Origin of the sequence: Pseudomonas sp. P9_2 (assembly GCF_034008255.1) — a bacterium.
GTDB lineage: Bacteria > Pseudomonadota > Gammaproteobacteria > Pseudomonadales > Pseudomonadaceae > Aquipseudomonas > Aquipseudomonas synxantha_A.
This window is the reverse complement of record NZ_CP125376.1, coordinates 5,497,670-5,516,910: the sequence shown is the minus strand read 5'-3', so window position 1 is coordinate 5,516,910 and position 19,241 is coordinate 5,497,670. Positions and strand designations below refer to the sequence as shown.

At 56.6% G+C, this 19,241-nt stretch carries 15 protein-coding genes; 12 read left to right on the top strand and 3 right to left on the bottom strand.

Translation table 11 applies throughout. From position 1 onward, the window contains the following. Positions 1-114 precede the first annotated feature (114 nt). The 7 genes from QMK52_RS24185 to QMK52_RS24155 all read left to right on the top strand — a co-directional run bounded on the left by QMK52_RS24185 (position 115) and on the right by QMK52_RS24155 (position 10,217). Positions 115-2,652: a fimbria/pilus outer membrane usher protein gene (locus QMK52_RS24185; RefSeq protein WP_194440432.1), complete on the top strand. Its 2,538-nt coding sequence runs from the start codon at positions 115-117 to the stop codon at positions 2,650-2,652. Continuing rightward, complete coding sequence (locus QMK52_RS24180) at positions 2,649-3,338, top strand: molecular chaperone (RefSeq protein ID WP_242462655.1); 690 nt, start codon at positions 2,649-2,651, stop codon at positions 3,336-3,338. Before QMK52_RS24185 ends, QMK52_RS24180 begins: the two co-directional genes overlap by 4 nt. Next, complete coding sequence (locus tag QMK52_RS24175) at positions 3,331-5,007, top strand: ShlB/FhaC/HecB family hemolysin secretion/activation protein (RefSeq protein WP_320403555.1); 1,677 nt, start codon at positions 3,331-3,333, stop codon at positions 5,005-5,007. The genes QMK52_RS24180 and QMK52_RS24175 overlap by 8 nt, the downstream gene beginning before the upstream one ends. A gap of 72 nt (positions 5,008-5,079) precedes the next feature. Next, positions 5,080-8,097, top strand: a complete 3,018-nt coding sequence (locus QMK52_RS24170; RefSeq protein ID WP_186560735.1) for a filamentous hemagglutinin N-terminal domain-containing protein — start codon at positions 5,080-5,082, stop codon at positions 8,095-8,097. 239 nt (positions 8,098-8,336) lie between these two features. After that, positions 8,337-9,329 (top strand): fimbrial protein, encoded by a 993-nt coding sequence (locus QMK52_RS24165; protein ID WP_320403554.1) that lies wholly within the window; start codon positions 8,337-8,339, stop codon positions 9,327-9,329. A 178-nt stretch (positions 9,330-9,507) separates the two neighbouring features. Then, entirely contained in the window at positions 9,508-9,783 is a 276-nt protein-coding gene (locus tag QMK52_RS24160; protein ID WP_198708529.1) for a hypothetical protein, read from the top strand. Between the two features lie 176 nt (positions 9,784-9,959). Next, the gene (locus QMK52_RS24155) at positions 9,960-10,217 is read left to right on the top strand and encodes a hypothetical protein (RefSeq protein WP_198708530.1); all 258 of its coding nucleotides are present in this window, start codon (positions 9,960-9,962) and stop codon (positions 10,215-10,217) included. Between the two features lie 294 nt (positions 10,218-10,511). Here QMK52_RS24155 and QMK52_RS24150 read toward each other — a convergent pair whose 3' ends face one another. Together QMK52_RS24150 and QMK52_RS24145 are read right to left on the bottom strand one after the other, a co-directional pair. After that, positions 10,512-11,114 carry a fimbrial protein gene (locus QMK52_RS24150; protein ID WP_320403553.1) on the bottom strand — a complete coding sequence of 201 codons (603 nt, stop codon included), beginning with the start codon at positions 11,112-11,114 and terminating at the stop codon, positions 10,512-10,514. A 732-nt stretch (positions 11,115-11,846) separates the two neighbouring features. After that, positions 11,847-12,602, bottom strand: a complete 756-nt coding sequence (locus tag QMK52_RS24145; protein WP_320403552.1) for a hypothetical protein — start codon at positions 12,600-12,602, stop codon at positions 11,847-11,849. A 241-nt stretch (positions 12,603-12,843) separates the two neighbouring features. On the opposite strand from QMK52_RS24145, the gene QMK52_RS24140 reads away from it, so the two are divergent. The 5 genes from QMK52_RS24140 (at position 12,844) to QMK52_RS24120 (ending at position 18,263) form a co-directional block, all read left to right on the top strand. Beyond that, the gene (locus tag QMK52_RS24140) at positions 12,844-13,767 is read left to right on the top strand and encodes an ABC transporter ATP-binding protein (protein WP_186560745.1); all 924 of its coding nucleotides are present in this window, start codon (positions 12,844-12,846) and stop codon (positions 13,765-13,767) included. Then, positions 13,764-14,498: an ABC transporter permease subunit gene (locus QMK52_RS24135; protein WP_186560747.1), complete on the top strand. Its 735-nt coding sequence runs from the start codon at positions 13,764-13,766 to the stop codon at positions 14,496-14,498. Before QMK52_RS24140 ends, QMK52_RS24135 begins: the two co-directional genes overlap by 4 nt. A gap of 4 nt (positions 14,499-14,502) precedes the next feature. Continuing rightward, positions 14,503-16,338 (top strand): Gldg family protein, encoded by a 1,836-nt coding sequence (locus QMK52_RS24130; protein WP_320403551.1) that lies wholly within the window; start codon positions 14,503-14,505, stop codon positions 16,336-16,338. Positions 16,339-16,555: 217 nt separating this feature from the next. Continuing rightward, positions 16,556-17,368 carry a fimbrial protein gene (locus tag QMK52_RS24125; RefSeq protein ID WP_320403550.1) on the top strand — a complete coding sequence of 271 codons (813 nt, stop codon included), beginning with the start codon at positions 16,556-16,558 and terminating at the stop codon, positions 17,366-17,368. 145 nt (positions 17,369-17,513) lie between these two features. After that, complete coding sequence (locus tag QMK52_RS24120) at positions 17,514-18,263, top strand: glucose 1-dehydrogenase (protein ID WP_320403549.1); 750 nt, start codon at positions 17,514-17,516, stop codon at positions 18,261-18,263. Here the strand turns inward: QMK52_RS24120 and QMK52_RS24115 are convergent. Further along, positions 18,260-19,180, bottom strand: coding sequence for an AraC family transcriptional regulator (locus QMK52_RS24115; RefSeq protein WP_005787298.1), 921 nt, complete (start codon positions 19,178-19,180; stop codon positions 18,260-18,262). The genes QMK52_RS24120 and QMK52_RS24115 overlap by 4 nt on opposite strands. Positions 19,181-19,241: the final 61 nt, after the last annotated feature.

The following is a 19,241-nucleotide window of genomic DNA, read 5'->3' as shown; positions in this document are numbered from 1 at the left end:
CTGGCTATGCCATGGGCGAATGAACGTCGTCGCTGGGCACTGTTTTTATTCATTGCCGTTTTGTTGGGAGGGCAATTTCAAGCATGGGCTCAGGACTCGCCAAAGGCAGAGCCTATGACGCCCAGCCAGCTTGATGAGCCGATCATTTTCGATTCACAGATGTTAATGCAAGGAGCGTCCGGCATGGCCATTGACACCACCCGTTTTGAACAGCCGGACCGCAATGTTCCGGGATCTTACCGCTTGGATATTCTGGTCAATGGTCAATGGCGCGCGACGCAGGAGATCGAGTTACGGGCGGTCGCCGGGCTGGCGGATGCACAACCGTGCTATAGCGGCGACTTACTCACGCGTCTGGGTATAGACCTCACCCGTAGTCTCAGAGGGCGTGGCAGTGATCAACAGAGCGCGGTCCTCCCGCAAGGACTGACCTGTGACAAGCTTGAGCGTTTCGTGCCGGGTGCAGCCATCCGTGTTGACCTGCCCGAACAGAAACTGCACATCACTGTGGCGCAGTACTACCTGCAACGGCCCGCCGCGAGCACCTATGTCGATCCGTCCAGTTGGGACAGTGGCGTAACAGCCGGTTTGCTGAACTACGACGCCAACCTGTTCAGCGTTCAGAGCCAAGGGCGCCGCGACACGCATGCCTATTCAGGGTTGAACATGGGGCTGAACCTGGGCGGTGTCAGGCTGCGGCATAACGCCAGCCTGACCTGGTCACCCACATTGGGTGGGCGTTACCAGCGCGGTTACGCTTATGGTCAGGTCGACCTCACGGACTGGAAGTCGCAGTTGCTGGTCGGTGAGAGCACTACCAGTGGTGAGTTGTTCGATGCGGTGTCGTTTCGCGGCGTCCAGCTCGAAAGCGACGACCGCATGTTGCCTGATACGCAGCGATACTACGCCCCGGTGGTACGTGGCACCGCGACCTCCAATGCCAAGGTTTCGGTCTATCAGCGTGGCTACCTGGTCTATGAAACAACCGTAGCGCCGGGCTCCTTCGAGATCGCCGACCTGCAAGCAGCGAGTTTTGGTGGTGACTTGCGGGTGACAGTCACCGAAGCCGATGGTCGCGAACATGGGTTCGTCGTGCCATTTGCCACAACCGTGCAGTTACTCCGTCCAGGCTCTATACGCTACAGCTTGGTTGCCGGTCAGTTGGTCGATCCCGGCTTGCGTGGCCGACCGCCAGTTGTCATGCAAGGCACCCTGCAACGCGGGCTGGACAACAACCTGACCGGTTACGGCGGCACCGCATTGACCCCCGGCTATGTATCCGGCCTGGCAGGCATGGCGCTTAATACACGGTTCGGCGGTTTCGCCGCCGACCTCACCGCAGCCAGCACCGAACTCCCCGCAGGGCAGACTCAACAGGGTTCCAGCTTGCGTCTGTCGTACAGCAAGAACCTGCCCAATAGCCACACGAATTTTTCGTTGCTCGCCTATCGCTATTCAACCTCAGGGTACTTGGGGCTTCACGATGCCGTAGCGCTTCAGGATCGGACGCGCAACGAGTCAGGGCGCACCTCAGACTTTGCCCGCGTACGCGCGCGGTTCGACGCCAACATCAGCCAGGGGCTGGGCGCCGATGGAGGCAGCGTCTATCTCAACAGTTCCTCAAGCCAGTACTGGCAGCATGGGGGGCGGACCCTCAGTTTCTCCATGGGCTACAGCAATCAGTGGCGTGGCAATTTCTACTCGATTGCGGCTCAGCGTAGCCATAGCGCCTCGCCGGGCGGGCTGCGATATGCAGGGGATCAAGACGACACGCAGCTCACCTTCACGCTGTCGATTCCCTTGGGCCGCGATGGTCATGGCGGTGCGGTGATCAACAGTTATGCCAGCCATGACCGTCGCTCAGGCCGGCAGATGTCTACCGGTATATCCGGCGGCTTCAATGAGCGCGGCGATGCCTCTTATGCCGTTTCGGTCGCCCATGCCGACCGGCAGCGCGGTGCCTCCAGCAATGCCAGCGTCAACTACCGTCTGCCCCAAGGCGCGTTCGGTGCAAGTCTTTCCCAGGGGCCGGATTATCACCAGCAGTCACTCAGTGCATCGGGCGCCGTGGTCCTGCACCCGGGCGGCGCGACGTTCGCACAAACCCTTGGCGAGACAGTGGGCGTGGTCAGAGCGCTTGACGCCGAAGGCGCCAGTGTCGGTTATGCAGGATCGAGCATTGGCAAGGATGGTTACGCGGTCATCACCAGCTTGAGCCCCTATCAGCTCAACCAGATCGATGTCGATCCGCAGGGCGTGCCCAACGACGTCGAACTTCAAGTCAGCTCGCGCAGTGTCGCCCCCCGTGCTGGCGCCGTAGTGATGCTTGATTTTCCGACGCGTAAATCCCGCCCGTTGTTGATCGACAGCCAACGCAGCAATGGTCAGCGCCTGCCGTTCGCTGCCTCAGCCATTGATGTGCAGAGCGGCCAAGTCATTGGTGCGGTGGGGCAGGGCAGCCGGCTGGTGGTACGCAGTGACAAGAGTCGCGGCTCGATTCGTGTGGAGTGGGGCAGCGATGCCGACCAGCAATGCCAAGTGGATTATGCGCTGCCCGAGCGCCACGCCCGTGAAGGCAGCGCGTTCGAGCTGCTCAATCTGGTGTGTCACGACATAGACGCCCGGCCTGCAGGCAAGGAGCGTGTGTTGTGAGGTCGCTTTATGCCGTGTGCCTGCTGATTTGGGCCCATGCCAGTAGCAGCCAGGCAGCGTTGACGGTGACGGGAACACGCTTCGTCTACGCAGCCGATGCACGGGCACTGACGGTACGAATCAGTAATGGCGGCGAAGCGCCGATCCTGGCCCAGAGCTGGTTGGACCGGGGCCAGATCAATCAAGACCCCTCATGCCTGTCCGTGCCGTTCGTGGTCAGCAGTCCTTTGTTGCGCTTGGACCCTGGGCAGCGCAGTGCGCTTGAAGTCCGCTACACCGGCGAAGCGCTGCCCGCCGACCGCGAGTCGCTGTTCTGGTTGAACTTCCTTGAAGTGCCACCGCAGCCGCCAAGCAGTACGCATCTGCTGCGGCTTTCATATCGGTTGCGCATGAAGCTGCTTTTCCGGCCGGCGGGGCTGTTAGGTAGCGCGGAAGAGGCGGGCCGACAGTTGACCTGGCGAGCACACCGCAAAGCCCTTGAAGCCTGCAATAAGGCACCGTTTTTTGTCTCGCTCACGGCGCTGCACCTGGAACCGGGAACCGCTGACAGCGCCACGATTGCACCATTTACCTGTGCGGATTTCCCCCTGACAGGGGCGTCGGCGACACCCACTTTTATCCATTACCAATTTGTTGCAGACAGGGGAGAAATGATCGATGCACGGGCGCCGATTCACCATGATTAACGGTTTCGCGACGAGGCCCTTGCTCGCCGTCGGTGTCGCGCTGGCGCTCTCTGGCGTGCCCTCGGCGTGGGCACAAGTGCCCAGTGCGGGCCAGGTGATGCGTGACATCGAATCCCTGGCACCGGCACCCCTGCCTTCTGCGCCGGTGCAGGTGGACATGCCCCCGCCTTCAGCACCGTCTCAGGCAACGCCTGGCGGCGGTATGCAGTTGCAAGTGAAAGGTTTTGTGATCGACGGCAACCAGGTCTTCAATCGCGAGCAACTGCTTGAACTGCTGGCCGACTTGCCGGACCAGTCATTGGACCTCGCCGGGCTACGCGCCGCTGCACAACGCATCACACAGTATTACCAGGCTCACGGGTATGCACTGGCGCGGGCTTTTTTGCCCGCCCAGGACATTGATCAAGGCATCGTGCGTATCCAGGTGCTGGAGGGACATTACGGCCGCATCGAGTTGAACAATTGCTCCCGCGTGATCGATGCTGTGTTGCAGCAACCGTTATCGGCATTGCGTCCGGGTGAGGCGGTCTACGACGCAGACCTGGAGCAAAGCCTGTTGTTGCTCAGCGATCTTCCAGGCGTGGAAGTAAAAGGCACCTTGCGCCCCGGATCACTGCCCGGCAGCACCGACCTGGTGGTCGATGCCGAGCCTGGCCCCTGGTACGCCGGCACCCTGGAAGCCGACAACTACGGCGACCGCTACACCGGCGAATATCGCCTTGGCGCCAGCCTGGTTTTAAACAACCCGCTGCGCCTGGGTGATGCCCTCAACATGCGCCTGCTGCAAAGCGATCAGCACCAACGTTACTACCGCTTCGGCTACAGCCTGCCCGTGGGCCCGTGGTCGACCACCCTTGGCACTTCCTATTCGCGCATGAGCTACCAACTGGGCAAGGACGTAGAAGTGCTGGAGGCAAAAGGCCAAGCCACTGTGCGCAGCTTCTTCGCTTTGCAGCCCTTGATTCGCAGCCGCACTTTCAACCTCAGCGCGCAATTGCAGTTCGACGACAAGCAACTGCAAGACGATATCGACCTGTTCGACCTGCGCAGCCCCAAGCATGTGGAGTTGTGGACCCTGGGCATCAACGCCAGTGGCCAGGATCGCTGGCTGGGCGGTGGGCAAAGTTTTGTCTCGCTCAGCTACAGCGCGGGGCGCCTGGGTATCGGCGAAGCCATCGACCGCACCATGGATAGGCTCAGCGCCGGCGCCGCGGGACATTTCACACGCGCCAATCTGAGCCTCGGCCGCTTGCAGTACCTGAGCCCGCGCTGGCAGCTGTACAGCCAATTGAATGCGCAGTGGGCGGGTAACAACCTCGACAGTTCGGAGAAGTTTGGCCTCGGTGGCCCCAATGGTGTTCGTGCCTACGCGTTGGGCGCCGGCAGCGGCGACCAGGGCTGGCAGGCCAGCACCGAGCTGCGCTATCTGGCCGCGCCGGGCGTGCAATTGAGCGGCTTCGCCGACCGGGGCGTGATCACGGTCAGCAAGCGGCCCTGGACCGCGCAAAGCAATCAGCGATCACTCACGGCCGCAGGGGTTAGCGCCAGTTGGCGCGGCGCCGGGCAACAGCTTAGCGTCACCGCAGCATGGCCCATCCACGGGACTGAGCAGAACGACGCACCGCATCAGGATCCGCGCGTGTGGTTCAGCGCCATTCAGTATTTCTAAGCACATTTGTGCCTGGAAGCAGTACCGCCTTGCAACGCTATGCAAGGCGTCATTAAGGAAGAGGAAATTCATGTGAACAAGGTTTACTCACTGGTCTGGAACCACGCGATGAGCTGCTGGAAGGTTGCTCACGAGGGGGCTCGCCGGCACTGCAAAACCGGCGCCAAATGTTCGGCCATCGGCACGCTGGCGTTGTTGGGCGCTGCACCGGCATTCGCTTTGCCGTTAGGCGGTACGGTAGTCTCCGGCAAGGGCGACATATTGGGATTCGAATCCAACTCGCAAATGTCGATCAACCAGCACAGCGACAAGTTGATTACCAACTGGGCGGACTTCAGCGTTGCGGCAGGACAAAAGGTGGTATTCAACCAACCGAGCACCACTTCCATTGCGCTCAACAGGGTAATCGGTACTAACGTCAGTAGCATCAAGGGGCAAGTGGACGCCAATGGTCGCGTGTTTCTGGTCAACCCCAACGGGATCGTGGTCGGTCAAGGCGCACAGATCAATGTCGGAAGCTTGATTGCTACCACCAAGGACATCAAGGACGCGGATTTCCTCGCTGGCAAATACACCTTCAGCGGTGTTTCCAATGCTGAAATCAGCAACAGCGGCACGATCAACGCGCAGCCGGGCGGCAGTATTGCGCTACTTGGCAACCAGGTGCGCAACGATGGCGTTATCCAGGCCCAGATGGGCCAGGTTGCGTTGGGCGCTGGGAATGATTTCACGGTCAATTTCGACGGCAACCAACTGCTCAATCTTCAGGTCACCGGTGATGCGATCAACGCCCTGGCGCAGAACGGCGGCTTGCTCAAGGCCGACGGTGGCCAGGTGCTGATGACAGGTAAAAGCGCCAATGCGATGTTGCAAACGGTGGTGAATAACCAGGGCGCCATCGAAGCCAAAACCTTGAGCGGCAAAGCTGGCCGTATCACGCTGGATGGCGGCGATGCAGGTACGGTCAAGGTCGGCGGTTCGCTGCAGGCTCACGCCCAAAATACCTATGGCAGCGGTGGCATGATCGAGGCCAAGGGCGCCACGGTCGAGACCCAACTGGGAACCCAGGTCAATACACTGGCCACCAATGGTCAGACCGGTACGTTTAAAGTCAGCGCCAAGACAGTCCAGATTCAGCCAACTGCAGCATCAGCGGGGAAGACCGCCTACTCCGACACGTTGTCGCGCAACTTGACCAGCACCAATATTGAGCTGGTCAGTACCGACGGTGATTTGAACCTGGCTGGGCCGATAGCCTGGAACAGCGCCAATGGTCTGACCTTGAGCGCGACCGGGAACGTCAACCTCGACGGTAACGTGGATGCGACCGGTGGCGGTGCGCGTGTCGCGCTCAATGCCGGTGGTGATGTGAACGTAAACAGTAAGGTTTCACTGACCGGACTCTTCAGCGACCTCACATTGAATCACGTAGGGGATTCGGTATTAGGCACGGGCGGCCAGTTGACCTTGTCTGGCGCAGGGGCGACGTACGCGTCCAATGGTGATCGGTACACCGTGATCCAGAACCTTGCGCAATTACAGAACATCAACGCAAACCTTAACGGCCATTACGTGCTGGGTAATAACATCGTTGGCCGTTCAGCTCAATTCAAGGCTATTGGTGATAAAGCCGCGTTCGGCGGTATTTTCGACGGTTTAGGCAACACCGTGAGCAACCTGTGGATCTCCAGCACCGGCAGTAACAGTGGGTTATTTGCGGTCTCCTCAGGCACGATCAGCAATCTGACACTGGACAGTGCGACCATCAATAATGGTGGGTCGCAAGCCTATGGGTTTGCAGCGATCGGAGGGCTAGTGGGGCTGAACGTCGGTACATTGTCCAACGTGACTGCCCGCAACCTCTTGGTCAACGCTGGCAGCAGCGGGGCGAACAGCGTCGGTGGGGTTGTTGGGCAAAACTACGGTGGCACAATCAAAAATGCCGTGTCCAGCGGGCGCGTGGCGGGCAACGCGTATACGCACGCCATCGGCGGTATGGTCGGTGAAAACGTTACGACCTCAGTCGGTACGGCACGGTTAGACCATGTGGTTTCAAATACCGTGGTGGGCGGCGCCATGCAGCGAGACGCCATGGGTGGCGTTGGCGGGCTGGTGGGTGCCAACCAGGGTGGCTTCATCACTGATGCCATCAGTACCGGGTTGACAAATGGCAACGGCGCCGGCGTCAATGTGGGCGGCCTGGTGGGTTTCAACTCCAACGGTTTGCTTGAGCGCACGGCGTCATCGGGTGAAGTACGGGGCACCGGGGCCGGTAATGTGGGCGGTCTGGTAGGCTTCAGCAAAAACGGCGACATTATCCAGTCAACCTCCACCAGCAAAGTTACAGGGTCCGGCGCCATCGGTACCGGAGGCTTGGTGGGAACTAGCCAGAGTAGCAGGCTCAAAGAGGTCAAGGCTGGCGGCGATGTATGGGATAGCGCTGGGGAGAATGTTGGTGGTTTGGTGGGGAATAATATTTCCGGCACCATTGATACGGCACAAGCCTTGGGCACTGTCACAGGCGGGCGCAATGCTCGGGTTGGCGGTCTGGTGGGGAACAACTATGAGGGCTCCATCACTCATTCTGTGGCTCGCGGAAAAACCAGCGGGTCGATTTCAAGTCAGGTGGGAGGCCTGGTAGGGGCCAATGCTGGCGAGTTGCAGTCGGTTGAAGCCAGTGGCGCCGTGGTGGGTGGGGAAAGCAGCTATGTCGGCGGCCTTGTCGGCACCCATGGCGGCAACTTCAGCAGCCATATTGAATCGGCCATGGCCAGTGGCACCGTTCAGGGGGGCGTGCGTGCGATTGTGGGCGGCTTGGTCGGTCTAAACCAGAGCTCTATCATCAACTCATCGGCAACTGGCGGGGTCAGTGGTGGCAGCAATGCCACCCTGGGGGGCTTGGTCGGCACGAACGCCGGAAACGTTCGCCTGTCTGTCGCCACTGGGAAGCTCACCGTGTTATCGCCTTATTATGGCCAGACCTTTGGTGGCCTGGTCGGGGCTAACTTCGGTGATATGGCATTCAATGGCGTCTCCGGAGAGGCTGCGCTTGTGCCTTTGTACGGCATAAATTTTGGCTCCATTCGTTGATCGTTAACCTTTCCTTCTAATCCCAGACGGCCTGACGCAGGTGATGCGTCAGGCCGTCTGTTGACTCTGCGATGCCTGATATGAATTCAATACTAAATGTTCGGCGTTCAAGGTCGGCCATAGCGTGCGTCGGCATATGGCTGTTTATATGTGGCGTGGCGGCTGAAGCCGGGACGTTGGTCGACAGTGTTGCGACGTCTTGCACATTCAGCAACGGTATGGGCAGGCCGTGGTCGCAAGTGACACCTTTGACGAGTAATACGCCCACTGGCTCGGTGTTATGGGAGCGCGCTGTAGCGCTGAATGCCAACTACAACTTTGCCCCGGCTGCCGGCATTGCCCATGAGTTGGTTTCTATGGGGTATTGGGGACCCGGTACACCGCTGACAGACGGAATTGCCCCCACCAACGTTGACGGCATTGGCCTGAAAATATATGTGAACTCATCGGACGGCCAACGTCGACCACTGCTGCAAACGCCGTTGCCGGTAGCGATGGAGAAAGAGCGTGTTCAATATGATTCGTCCGCTGCGCAAACGCGTGGTTCAACGATGGTTACCAATTATATGCAACAGTTGATTCTGACGGTCGCACCCAGCCAACTGCCTGCCGGAAAATTGATCGTTGATCGTGTCGCCGGCAGTTCTCGGCTTGCGCTTTATGCGGTGGATTTACCCAGGGGCAAAGCTGCTTTTGGCAGCAGTGTGGAGGTACCTACAGACAACATACCGATTGGCATCTGTCGCGCGCCCTACCTGCTGATGGGGCCCGCTGCTATCAATATGGGGAATGGTGGCCCGATTGAAATCCCAAATACCTGTGACGTGCAAACCTACCAGACGATACCGGTGCAACTGGGGCGCATGAGCCTGAACGATTTTCCTCAGGTGGGTGCGACTTCAATGCCTGTGCACTTCGCCATCGAGTTGAGCCAGTGCGCGGCCAATGCCAAGCCAGAGATTACATTCACTGACAAGTATGGGCCGCCTGCGGACCCCACGATACTGACTCTTGAACCCTCTGTGACCAGTGCCCAGGGTTTTGGGATAGTCATGATCAATGAGTTGACGCATCAGGTGGTTCGTTATGACGGCGCGGCTTATCCGATGAAACGGGCTGGCGATGGAGCCAAAATACCGTTGAGCGCGCATTATGTTCGCCAGGGGCAGGGTGAGGCATTGAAAGCGGGTGCTGCGAATGGAGCGGCGGAGTTTACCTTTACTTTTCCTTGATGGAATACAGCAGGTGACGGATGTCGATCTTCTGGATAACCAATAAGTTTTGTTTTCTTGCTGGATTTTTTCATCTGTCGAGAAGTGCATCGAGTTGTTCTTCAGCTGCCTGTAAGGAAGTGATGCTGGTCAGTAATTCATCCTCACGCTGGTTTAGTGCCTGTTCGCGGATGAGTAGATGCTGCGCTCGCTGTTCGAGTTGGTTGTTGCGACGTGTGAAGTCGCGGCGGAGGAGGGCGTGGTCAAGGAAGCGGAGCAGACGGTTTTGGATATTCAGCGGGAGCGTATTGCGATGCTGGCCGCTTACGATGCGCCCACCATTCCGACGGTGCCAGCGTTTGCGCGATTGGCAGGTAAATCGCGGGTTAAGGGTACCGACTGGCAGTTGGACCCTGTTCGCCTAGCCCAAACGCAGGCTGTGTTGGCGACAGCCAAGGGGCACCATCGCTCTTAATTTTTTGGGGGGGCGCTGTACGTGTGTTGGCTGTTCGCTTACACACCATCCCTAGGGCCAGTTGGTTATCGTAGAGCTTTGATAGCAGTGAAGTGAGCAGATCTGAGTTAGCCATCGTTGTTTCTTCGAGGGCTTAGTAGGCAAGTAGGTAAAAGTTTGGGTTGCTGAAACCCGTAGTGTTTCAAGTGTCCGTGGCGCCGGAGGGCCTCGGTGTGGATGAGATCCAAGTGCCCGAACGTATGCTTGAATTTTTTTTGAAGTCATTGCCCAGGACTTGGCCGGACGCCAAGGCGTTGGCCGCTGCTAAGGGCAAGCGCTTGATTGAGGTATGCCCTGATCTGGAGACCGCGGTGGTGCAACAGCGGTTAAAGCGTAACGTTGAGGCGCTAGCGGTGTTTGTCCGGCGGGAGGAGCAAGCGTTTGCCGAGGTATAAACGCGGCCCCGCCGCCTTGAGTCAGGCGGCATTGGGCTGATTTACTTCGAGACCTGCGATCACTGAATGATGGGTGTGTGCAAATTGGACAGCGCTCAACCAGCAAATTGCTGCGTGTGGGACTGTCGGACCCAGGCGAATAGTAGAAGGGGCTATGTGCGGTAGCAGGGAGCTAGCTGAGTCGCCCAAACGAAGACGCGTCGCAGGCCTGAGGGGCCAGATAGTGGTCGCCGGAAACTTTTCGGAATTCATGCAGTTTAGGTTTGCCGCTCAATATAAAAAGTGATCGTTAGATCAATTATAATTCATGGTGAATGTTATTTCGGCATTCGCTGTACCTGGAACCACTCCTGTTCCAGTAGCCTGTAGCGCATAGCGAGCGCTCAAAGGAATGGTGAAATTTCCACCTTTGGTTGAGTATTCGTTGAAAGCTATTGCCTTGTTCAATGGAACAGGTTTTAGATTGCCATCAGTTATTTGCAAGCCTATACCTTTAGCCGTAGAGGCTTGAGTGAGACTGATTAGACCTTGGTCGTCGCTCAATGAGGGCGAGGACGATGTAGGGGTAAGTGTATATGTAACGCTATTAATACCTGTCGGACAGTTAAAAAGCCCAAGACTAAAAGGGATTGCCGTTGACGCGGCAGAGCTATCTTTAGAAAAATTCTCTAAGCGGTGTTGGCCCATTTTTACATTGACGTTGCGTGTTTCGCAGGCGCTGGTAACTATATGGGTAATTTTGTTTGAGGTGTAAGTATCCGTCACCAATCCATCGGCCACCAGGCTGCCGAATTCACCTGAGGGAATAGTCGCGCCCTGAGTTATATTTCCGCTTTTTATAATGCGAATTTGTGTTCTTGCAGTGAAATTGTCATAAGAGCCAGGGTTGATATTCACAGAGCCGTACGACTGCCCTAAGCGTTCCTGTCGAAGAACTACCCAAGAAAGCCCAGTATTGCCGATAGGGAACTCCGTAGTTCCTATTCCGGCGCTTCCTAAGTTATTTTTTACGCCAAAAGGTCCCGCAGTTGAACATGTGAGCTTAGCGCTTACGTTCTGTGTGAATACGGGGGATTCAAATAGGATCGTACCTGAAGCGCGGTCTCGCGGAAGCGTTATAGTTTCTGGTATATTGATCCGGATTAAATTTGTGCTACTGCTAGGGAGATCATATGTACACACTGCAAAAGTAATTGTAGGAAATAATAAAAGGAGAGCTGCAGTGAGCTGCTTGGTCAGTAACATATTCGGGGGCATACTAGAGTCTCGATTATGATGTTTGGGTGTTGGCGTGCGATAGCTTAGGAAGGCTAAGCACCTGCTATAATGTAAGGCGGCATCATGCTCCGGCGGCACCGGCGCTGCTATCAGATAGTTCGCACATGCTTGAGGAAATTTCAGACTTTCTCTTCGGTCGGTTTGGCGAATTTGTTTGCAATTTTCCTCTTGATACATATATCGACGTGCCGGATCATGTTTTAGCGGTCAACTAATCCCGGACACGACGTTAGGTTGTCCTTCGTCCTAGGCTGGCGTTAGCTGTTCAGGTGCGTGGTTTGCGGCTGGGCACCAGCCATGCGCAACAGCTCATCCAGGCAGTCGTGCCACGTCAGTTGCCTCGCTGCTGTTTCAGTTGTCGAGCAGTGCATCGAGTTGTATTTCAGCTGCGTGTAAGGAACTGATACTGGTCATTAGTTCGTCCTCACGCTGGTTTAATGCAAGCTCACGGTTCATTAACTGCTGTTCGCGCTGTTCGAGTTCGCGTTGACGCTCATCCAGTCGTACATACTTGCCCAGCAATATTTCCTTATGGTTGGTAATGCTGGCGACAAGTGATTTCAGGTTCGCATCAATTTTGGACGAAGTGGTTTGTACGTCGCATATCTTCACCGACTCACCCGTCAAACTGCTCGTCACGCGTGTTGCTGTAGGTGCGCAATTGCCAGTCTGCTGCGATTGCAGGGGCAGGGGACTGGCCTTGGACTGTGGGTCGTAATGCAAGAGACTCATGAGCCACGCGTCACTGATTTTCAAGCTGTAATGCGTATCTACAGGGCTGCACTCAATGACGCTGTCGGACAGGTCCATCAACGCATAAGTATCTTCGGTTTGTCTTGGGTCACTCGCGCACGCATCGCGCAAAACATCTTTGAGTACTTGAGCTGCCGTCGTAAGTGTCTCGGGCGGAGCATCGCGCATGCGCAGCCTCTGATCCTCACCTTCAAGATACGTCAGGTAAATCCTTACCAGTTCATCGCCCGATTTTTCATTGAGGCTATAAACCAGGAACTGCTGGTTGAGACTGGTCGCGGTGAAACCGCACAGGACCACGGCGTTGAGCAATTGACCATGGGCATCGGGTATTTCAAGCGTTCGCAATAACATGAGCAATCCGGCTCCGTGAGGCTGAGGGGGTGGCGGTGAGGTGAGCAGAATAGCCAACTGGACCCAATAGCGTTGTCAGATAAATCCTACTCGCCAATGGACAGTTCGATTCGCGCCAAGGAACAATCGGATTCACCGCTGATGAGGTTTCAGGATCCGTACCCTATCGATAAGGTGCGTCGCGAAACGAAGCGTGCACTCTCAGACGCTTCGCCGCGTCTGAGCAGGTAACTGGGCAACCATGATTGATATAACGCATTTGACCAAACGTTTCGGCAAAGCCCTGGCAGTAGACGATGTGTCTTTCAAGGCCATCTCGGGTGAGGTGCTGGGGATGCTCGGCCCCAACGGCGCGGGAAAGTCCACCACCCTACGTATGCTCACTGGGTTCGTGTCGCCCACCTCAGGCACCGCCAACCTCTTTGGTTTTGATATACGCCGTCAGACGCGCCACGCTCAACGTCTGATCGGCTACGTTCCTGAAACAGCGGCTTGCTATAACGAAATGTCCGTCGCGAGTTTTTTGGGCTTTATTGCTCAAGTACGTGGCTTGCGTGGACGCGAAAAGACGTTGCGGGTCACGGCCATGCTTGAGCAATTCGAGCTGATGGAGGTACGCGGCCAGACCATCGACACCCTGTCCAAGGGGTTCCAGCGCCGTGTCGGATTGGCACAAGCGATTTTGCATGACCCCAAGATACTGATCCTCGACGAACCCACCGATGGTCTGGACCCGAATCAGAAGTACCGCGTGCGTGAGCAAATCAAGGAGTTGGCCCGCGACAAAATCGTCATCATTTCTACCCACATCCTCGAAGAGGTCACTGCATTGTGCAGTCGTGTGCTGGTCATGGATAAAGGTCGGCTGTTGGTCGACAGCACGCCGCTGGAACTGGAAGGTCGTTCGCGCTATCACCAGGCTGTGACGTTGTACGCACCCCGGCCTCTGGATGTCATGACCCTTGGCATGCTGCCAGGCGTTGCAGGTATCGAGGCGGGGCCTGAACCTTTCAGCGTACGGGTGCTGGCGCGCACTGGAGCGGTAATATTACCGGCTATCAATTCGCTGATTGTGAGCCGTGGCTGGGATGTACCACGCCAGGAAGTCGAGCGGGGCTCGCTGGGGGAAGTCTTCCGGCTGCTGACCCGGGAGCAACAACCATGAGGACGTTCTGGCCGGTGTTCAAGCGCGAACTGTGCAGTTATTTCGTCACTCCCGTCGCGTATGTGTTTACCCTCTTGCTACTGCTGCTCAGCGGTATCAGCACGTTTTACCTGGGCGACTTCTACCAGCGTAACCAGGCCGACCTGGCACCGTTCTTCGACTATCTGCCGTGGCTATATGCGTTGCTGCTGCCGACCCTTGCCATGCGTATGTGGTCCATCGAGCGGCAGAGCGGATCTATCGAGCTGTTGATGTGCCTCGCGGTGGGTACGGCTGAGGCGGTTTTAGCCAAGTTCCTCGCCGCCTGGGTGGTCAGCGGGTTGGCGCTGGCGTTGACGTTTCCACTGGTGATTACAGTTAACTACCTGGGGGCGCCGGACAACGGCGTTATCCTTTGTGGCTATCTGGCCAGTTGGCTGCTGGCTGGCAGTTGCCTGGCCATTGGCGGGTGCCTGTCGGCACTGACCAAGAACCCACTGATTGCCTTCCTTGCTGCGATGGCGTTATGTCTGGCATTCATGGCCTGTGGCTTCCCGGTGGTATTGGATGTCTTGCGTGGTTGGTCAAGTTTGCCCTGGCTCGATGGCGTGGCTTCGCTGAGTTTCCTCACACATTTCGAGGGACTATGCCGAGGTGTGATCGACCCACAGGACGTGTTGTACTTTTTCAGCCAGATCATAGGCTGGCTCGCCGCTACCGTGATTGCGGTTGAATTGAAAAAGGCAGTATGACGCCATGTCATTCAAATCGGTGACGCGCACTTGCTTGCGCCTAATGGTCATTATCGCTGGGTTCGTGGCGGTCAACTTCGAGTTGGCACCACGTTTGGCGTCCATGCGGTTGGACCTTACCGAGCAGCAGCTTTACACCCTGAGCCCGGGGTCGCGTCAGATCATTCAGGCCGTGTTGGAACCCACCGACCTGTACTTCTACTTTTCCAGCCAGGCCGCCAGGGACCTTACGGTCATGCGCAGTTACGCGGTGCGCATCCAGGCACTGCTGCGTGAATATGAGCGTGTGTCAAATGGCCGACTACGGGTGCACATGATTGACCCTGCGCCGTTTTCAGCAGACGAAGCCCGAGCAGTCGAACTTGGCCTGCAACCTGCCCCTATCGGCAAGGCGGGTGCTGCGGTTTTCTTTGGGTTGGCCATCGTTGACGCCCAGGCGCACCACGCCAGCATTGGGTTCTTTGCGCTTGAACAACAAACGTTCCTTGAGTACGACATCAGCCGCACATTGCAGAAGTTGACTCGGCCTGCGCGGCCCGTGATTGGGCTGATGTCTTCGTTGCCATTGGCAGGTGGCTTCGATGTGCAGTCGGGGCGAACCCGGCAGCCGTGGCGCATTATGCAGGAGATCAACAATGCGTTTGAAGTGCGCGAATTGGCGTCCGATGTCGACACCATCGACAGTGTACTCAATGTCCTGATGCTCGTGCATCCCAAACGGTTGCCTGTGACGACACTGCGCGCTATTGACCAGTTTGTGCTGCGTGGTGGGCGTTTGCTGGTGTTCGTCGACCCTTATAGCGAGCAGGATCGTGGCGATTACTATTTTGGGATACCCAGCAAAGACAAGTCTTCTGACCTCGCGCTTTTGTTCAAGGCGTGGGGCATCAAGCTTCTACCCGATAGCGTGTTGGGCGACAGCCGCTACGGTCAGTTTGTGGCATTGGCACAAGGCGCAGAGCCGGTCTGGCAAGCGACTGCCCTGGGGTTGTCACCCTCTGCGATGAATGAACAGGATGTGATTACTGCTGGTATTGGCAGCCTTAACCTGACCACCGCCGGTATCTTGAGCGCCTTGCCGGGTGCAACAACTACTCTGACACCGCTGCTGCACAGTTCGGAGCAGGCTATGCCCTACAAGACAGCGCTTCTGAATCATCTGGAAAAGCCTGATGAGTTGTCCAAGAGCTTCAAGGCTACAGGCGAGCGTTACCTGATCGCGGTACGCCTGCAAGGGGCGGCACGCTCGGCTTTCCTGGACTCTCCCGGAGCGCTTACCGAGGCGCAGAATATCAACGTCGTGGTGGTGGCGGATACAGACGTATTGAGCGACAACCTGTGGGCGGATGTGCAGCAGCAAGGGGGCCGTCCGGTCACGGTGCCATGGGCTGACAATGCGGTGTTGGTGCTCAATGCGCTGGACAGCCTGTCCGGGTCGGATGCCTTGATCAGCTTACGCTCGCGGGGGCATTACAGCCGAACGTTCACTGTGGTCGAACAGTTGCAGCAGCAAGCCCGCGAGCGTTATCGCGACATGAGAAGCGAGCTGCAAGATAAGCTCGATCTGGTTGAAAAGCGTCTCGCTGCGTTGGCCGCTGAACAGGGGCGGGATATGCCTCGGACGGCAGAGCAGCAAGCGACTTTTGATCAGTTCAGCAATGAAAAAGATGCGTTAGACAAGAAAATGCGTCAGGTCGCGAGCCATCTCAACTTTCAGATCGAGCAGTTGGGTGTGCGTATAAGATGGCTCAATCTCGTATCGGTGCCCTTGGTAATTACGTGTTTACTGTTGTGTATGGCCTTCTTACGAAAGCGAGCGCAACGCCAGCGCAACGTTTAATAAAGGCACTAAGTGTATGTGGGTTTTTCGCAGATGTAGAAGAGGTCTCTGGGCTATTGTTGTAGGTCTACTGACTGCGTTGCCGGGCCAGGCGTTGGCAGGCTGTACAATCAGCGGGAATAAGATCTATCCAAAAATTACGGATGTGCCGCACGACAGTGGGGGGGTGATATCTACTGTTTGGCACACGGGTACCATGATGCTCAAGTGTGTTGGGATGGCTAATGGTACCTATAATAACCAAATGAGTGCGATTGGTGCCTTTGCCGGCACTTCAGTGATGTTTGAAGGGGTTAGTTACAAACTCTATAAAACGAATGTTATTGATGTTTTCTATTTTGGTACTTTTGCAGTAGATAATGGAGCAGAGCAGCAGTTCGGTTCGGCTCCCTACGTAAGTTCCAAAGTAACGGGTCCCGGTTCCGGGACCTCAGCATTTGATCTGAAAGCTTTAGTTAAAATAAGGTTTTATAGCTCCAGCAAGAGCCTTTCTTCCGGTGTGCGCAATATAGATCTTTTAGAACTTGTTCGAGGTGATATTAACTATTCGACGCCCGGCGTCTATTCTGGTAAATGGATTATGCAAAGTGAAGGCTTTTCGTTTGTGGCAAAAGGTACGTCGTGTGTACTGACAACGCCCGCCATCGTCAAGTTGAAACAGGTAAGCATCGTTTCTATTCCTGCGATAGGTTCAACGGTAGAAGGGGGGGCATTCACCTTAAGTTTAGCCTGCAATGCTAGCGCCCCCTCATTCAAGGTCAGTTACGCGATGACTGACGTTTATAACCCAGCGAATACATCTACTGTCTTAACCCTGGCTGATGAACCTTTGAAGGCGAATGGCATAGCGTTGCAATTGTCGGACGAAGGCCGGGCCGTTATTTTTTCTCCGCCGGTGAAATCTTCAATGGGTAGTTTGACGCATGGAGCTCTCAGTAAGGCGATGAGCGTTCAGTACATTCGAACGGAAAAAGTCGCCACGCCCGGAAAAATAACCGCGGCGGTCAGTGTGACTTTTACGTACGACTAGTCAGTGGCTCGCGTCAATTATCAATGTGCGGTTTGTCAGCTGGACGATCAAAGAGCTTTTCTGGAGCATTGGCTATTAACCGGTTCCCCACATCCTCTTAAGCTGGATTCACTGAGTTTCAGCCAGCAACAGAAAGGAAGTGAACATGATAAGGTTGCACAAGAAAGTCGCGCTGGTGACCGGCGCCTCCAAGGGCATTGGCGCGGCCATTGCCAAACAATTGGCCCAGGATGGCGCCACCGTCATCGTTAACTACGCTAACAGCCGCGAGGACGCTGACCGGGTGGTTGAACATATCCTGCAAACCGGCGCCAGGGCACATGCAGTGCAGGCAGATGTCTCCAACAGCGCCGACCTCAAGGTGCTGTTCAAGACCATTGTGCATGAGCATGGTCACCTCGATATTTTGGTCAACAATGCCGGTGTCTACTCGACCAGCGCCTTGGCCGACATTACTGAGGCGGAGTTTCATCGCCAGTTCAACCTCAACGTCCTGGGATTGATCCAGTGTACCCAGGCAGCAGTTGAAGTGTTCAACCCTAAGGGCGGCAGCATCGTCAACATCAGCTCCAGCGTCACCTCGTTCACACCGGCCAATTCGGCGGTGTACACCGCCTCCAAGGCGGCTGTGGACGCCATCACCCGTACCCTGGCCAATGAACTAGGCCCCAAAAATATCCGTGTCAACTCAGTAAACCCAGGGTTGGTTGTCACCGAAGGCGTACATGCCAGCGGTTTTTTCGAAGACGCGTTCCGCGAAAAAATAGAAGCCATCACGCCGCTGGGGCGCATCGGCCAGCCAGAGGATATTGCACCCGCCGTCGCCTTCCTGGCGTCGTCGGATGCAGGCTGGATCACCGGTGAAACCCTGATAATCGGCGGCGGGCTGCACTAAACCTGGGCGGCATGCTCGCGCACATAGTGGCGGGGCGACTGCAACATGACGCGCTTGAATGCCGTGCTGAATGCGCTTTCGGACTCATAACCTAATGAGAACGCAATGGTGGACACCGAGTCATCGGAGTTCTTCAACCGATCACTGGCCAGCAACATGCGCCAGTACGTCAGGTACTCCATGGGGGCTGCGCCGACCACCTGCTTGAAGCGCAACGCGAACGCCGAGCGCGACATGGTTGCCAGTTGCGCCAGTTCCTGGACGCTCCAGCGATGGGCTGGGTCGGCGTGCATCGCGCTCAAGGCAACACTGAGGTTGCGGTCGGCCAAACCGTAAAACCACCCGATGCCGCTGCTTTCCAGGGTCGCCAAGTGAGTGCGCAAAACTTCGACCAGCATCAGGTGCGCCAAGTGTTCGTTCATCAGCGAGCGGCCTGGGCGCTTCTGCTGCAACTCCGAGGTGAACCGCTCCAGCGCCCAGCGCAGGACCGAGGCCTGCGGTTCATTGCCTTGTACGTGAACCAGCGAGGGCAGGCCGCTGAGTAGCAATTGAGTAGGGACACCGGTGAAGTCAAAGCGGCCACCGACCAACTGAGTTTCATCGCCGCCGTAATGCAGGGCCAGTTCGTCCGCCGCAAGGGTTTGAAAGTGACCGTCGGAATTCATCACCGGCTGGGACATATCACTGTAGAGCGAAAAAGGCATGCCTCTGGTCATCAGAAAGCAATCGCCCTGATGCAGTCGCTGCGGTTGCTGTTCTCCATCCACTTGCAGCCAGCAACTGCCCTTGACCACCGCGGTGAACTTGATGCCTTCGCGTTCAGGAAAGGTGAAGGCCCAATCACCGCCCAAGGACAGCGTGGCGGAGTGGTAATTACGGATTCTCAACAATGAAAGGACGTCGGACAGAGGATCCATGCAGCACCTGATTGGACGAAAAATAAAGTAATTGCAATTTTATATCAGGGTTCATCCAGAT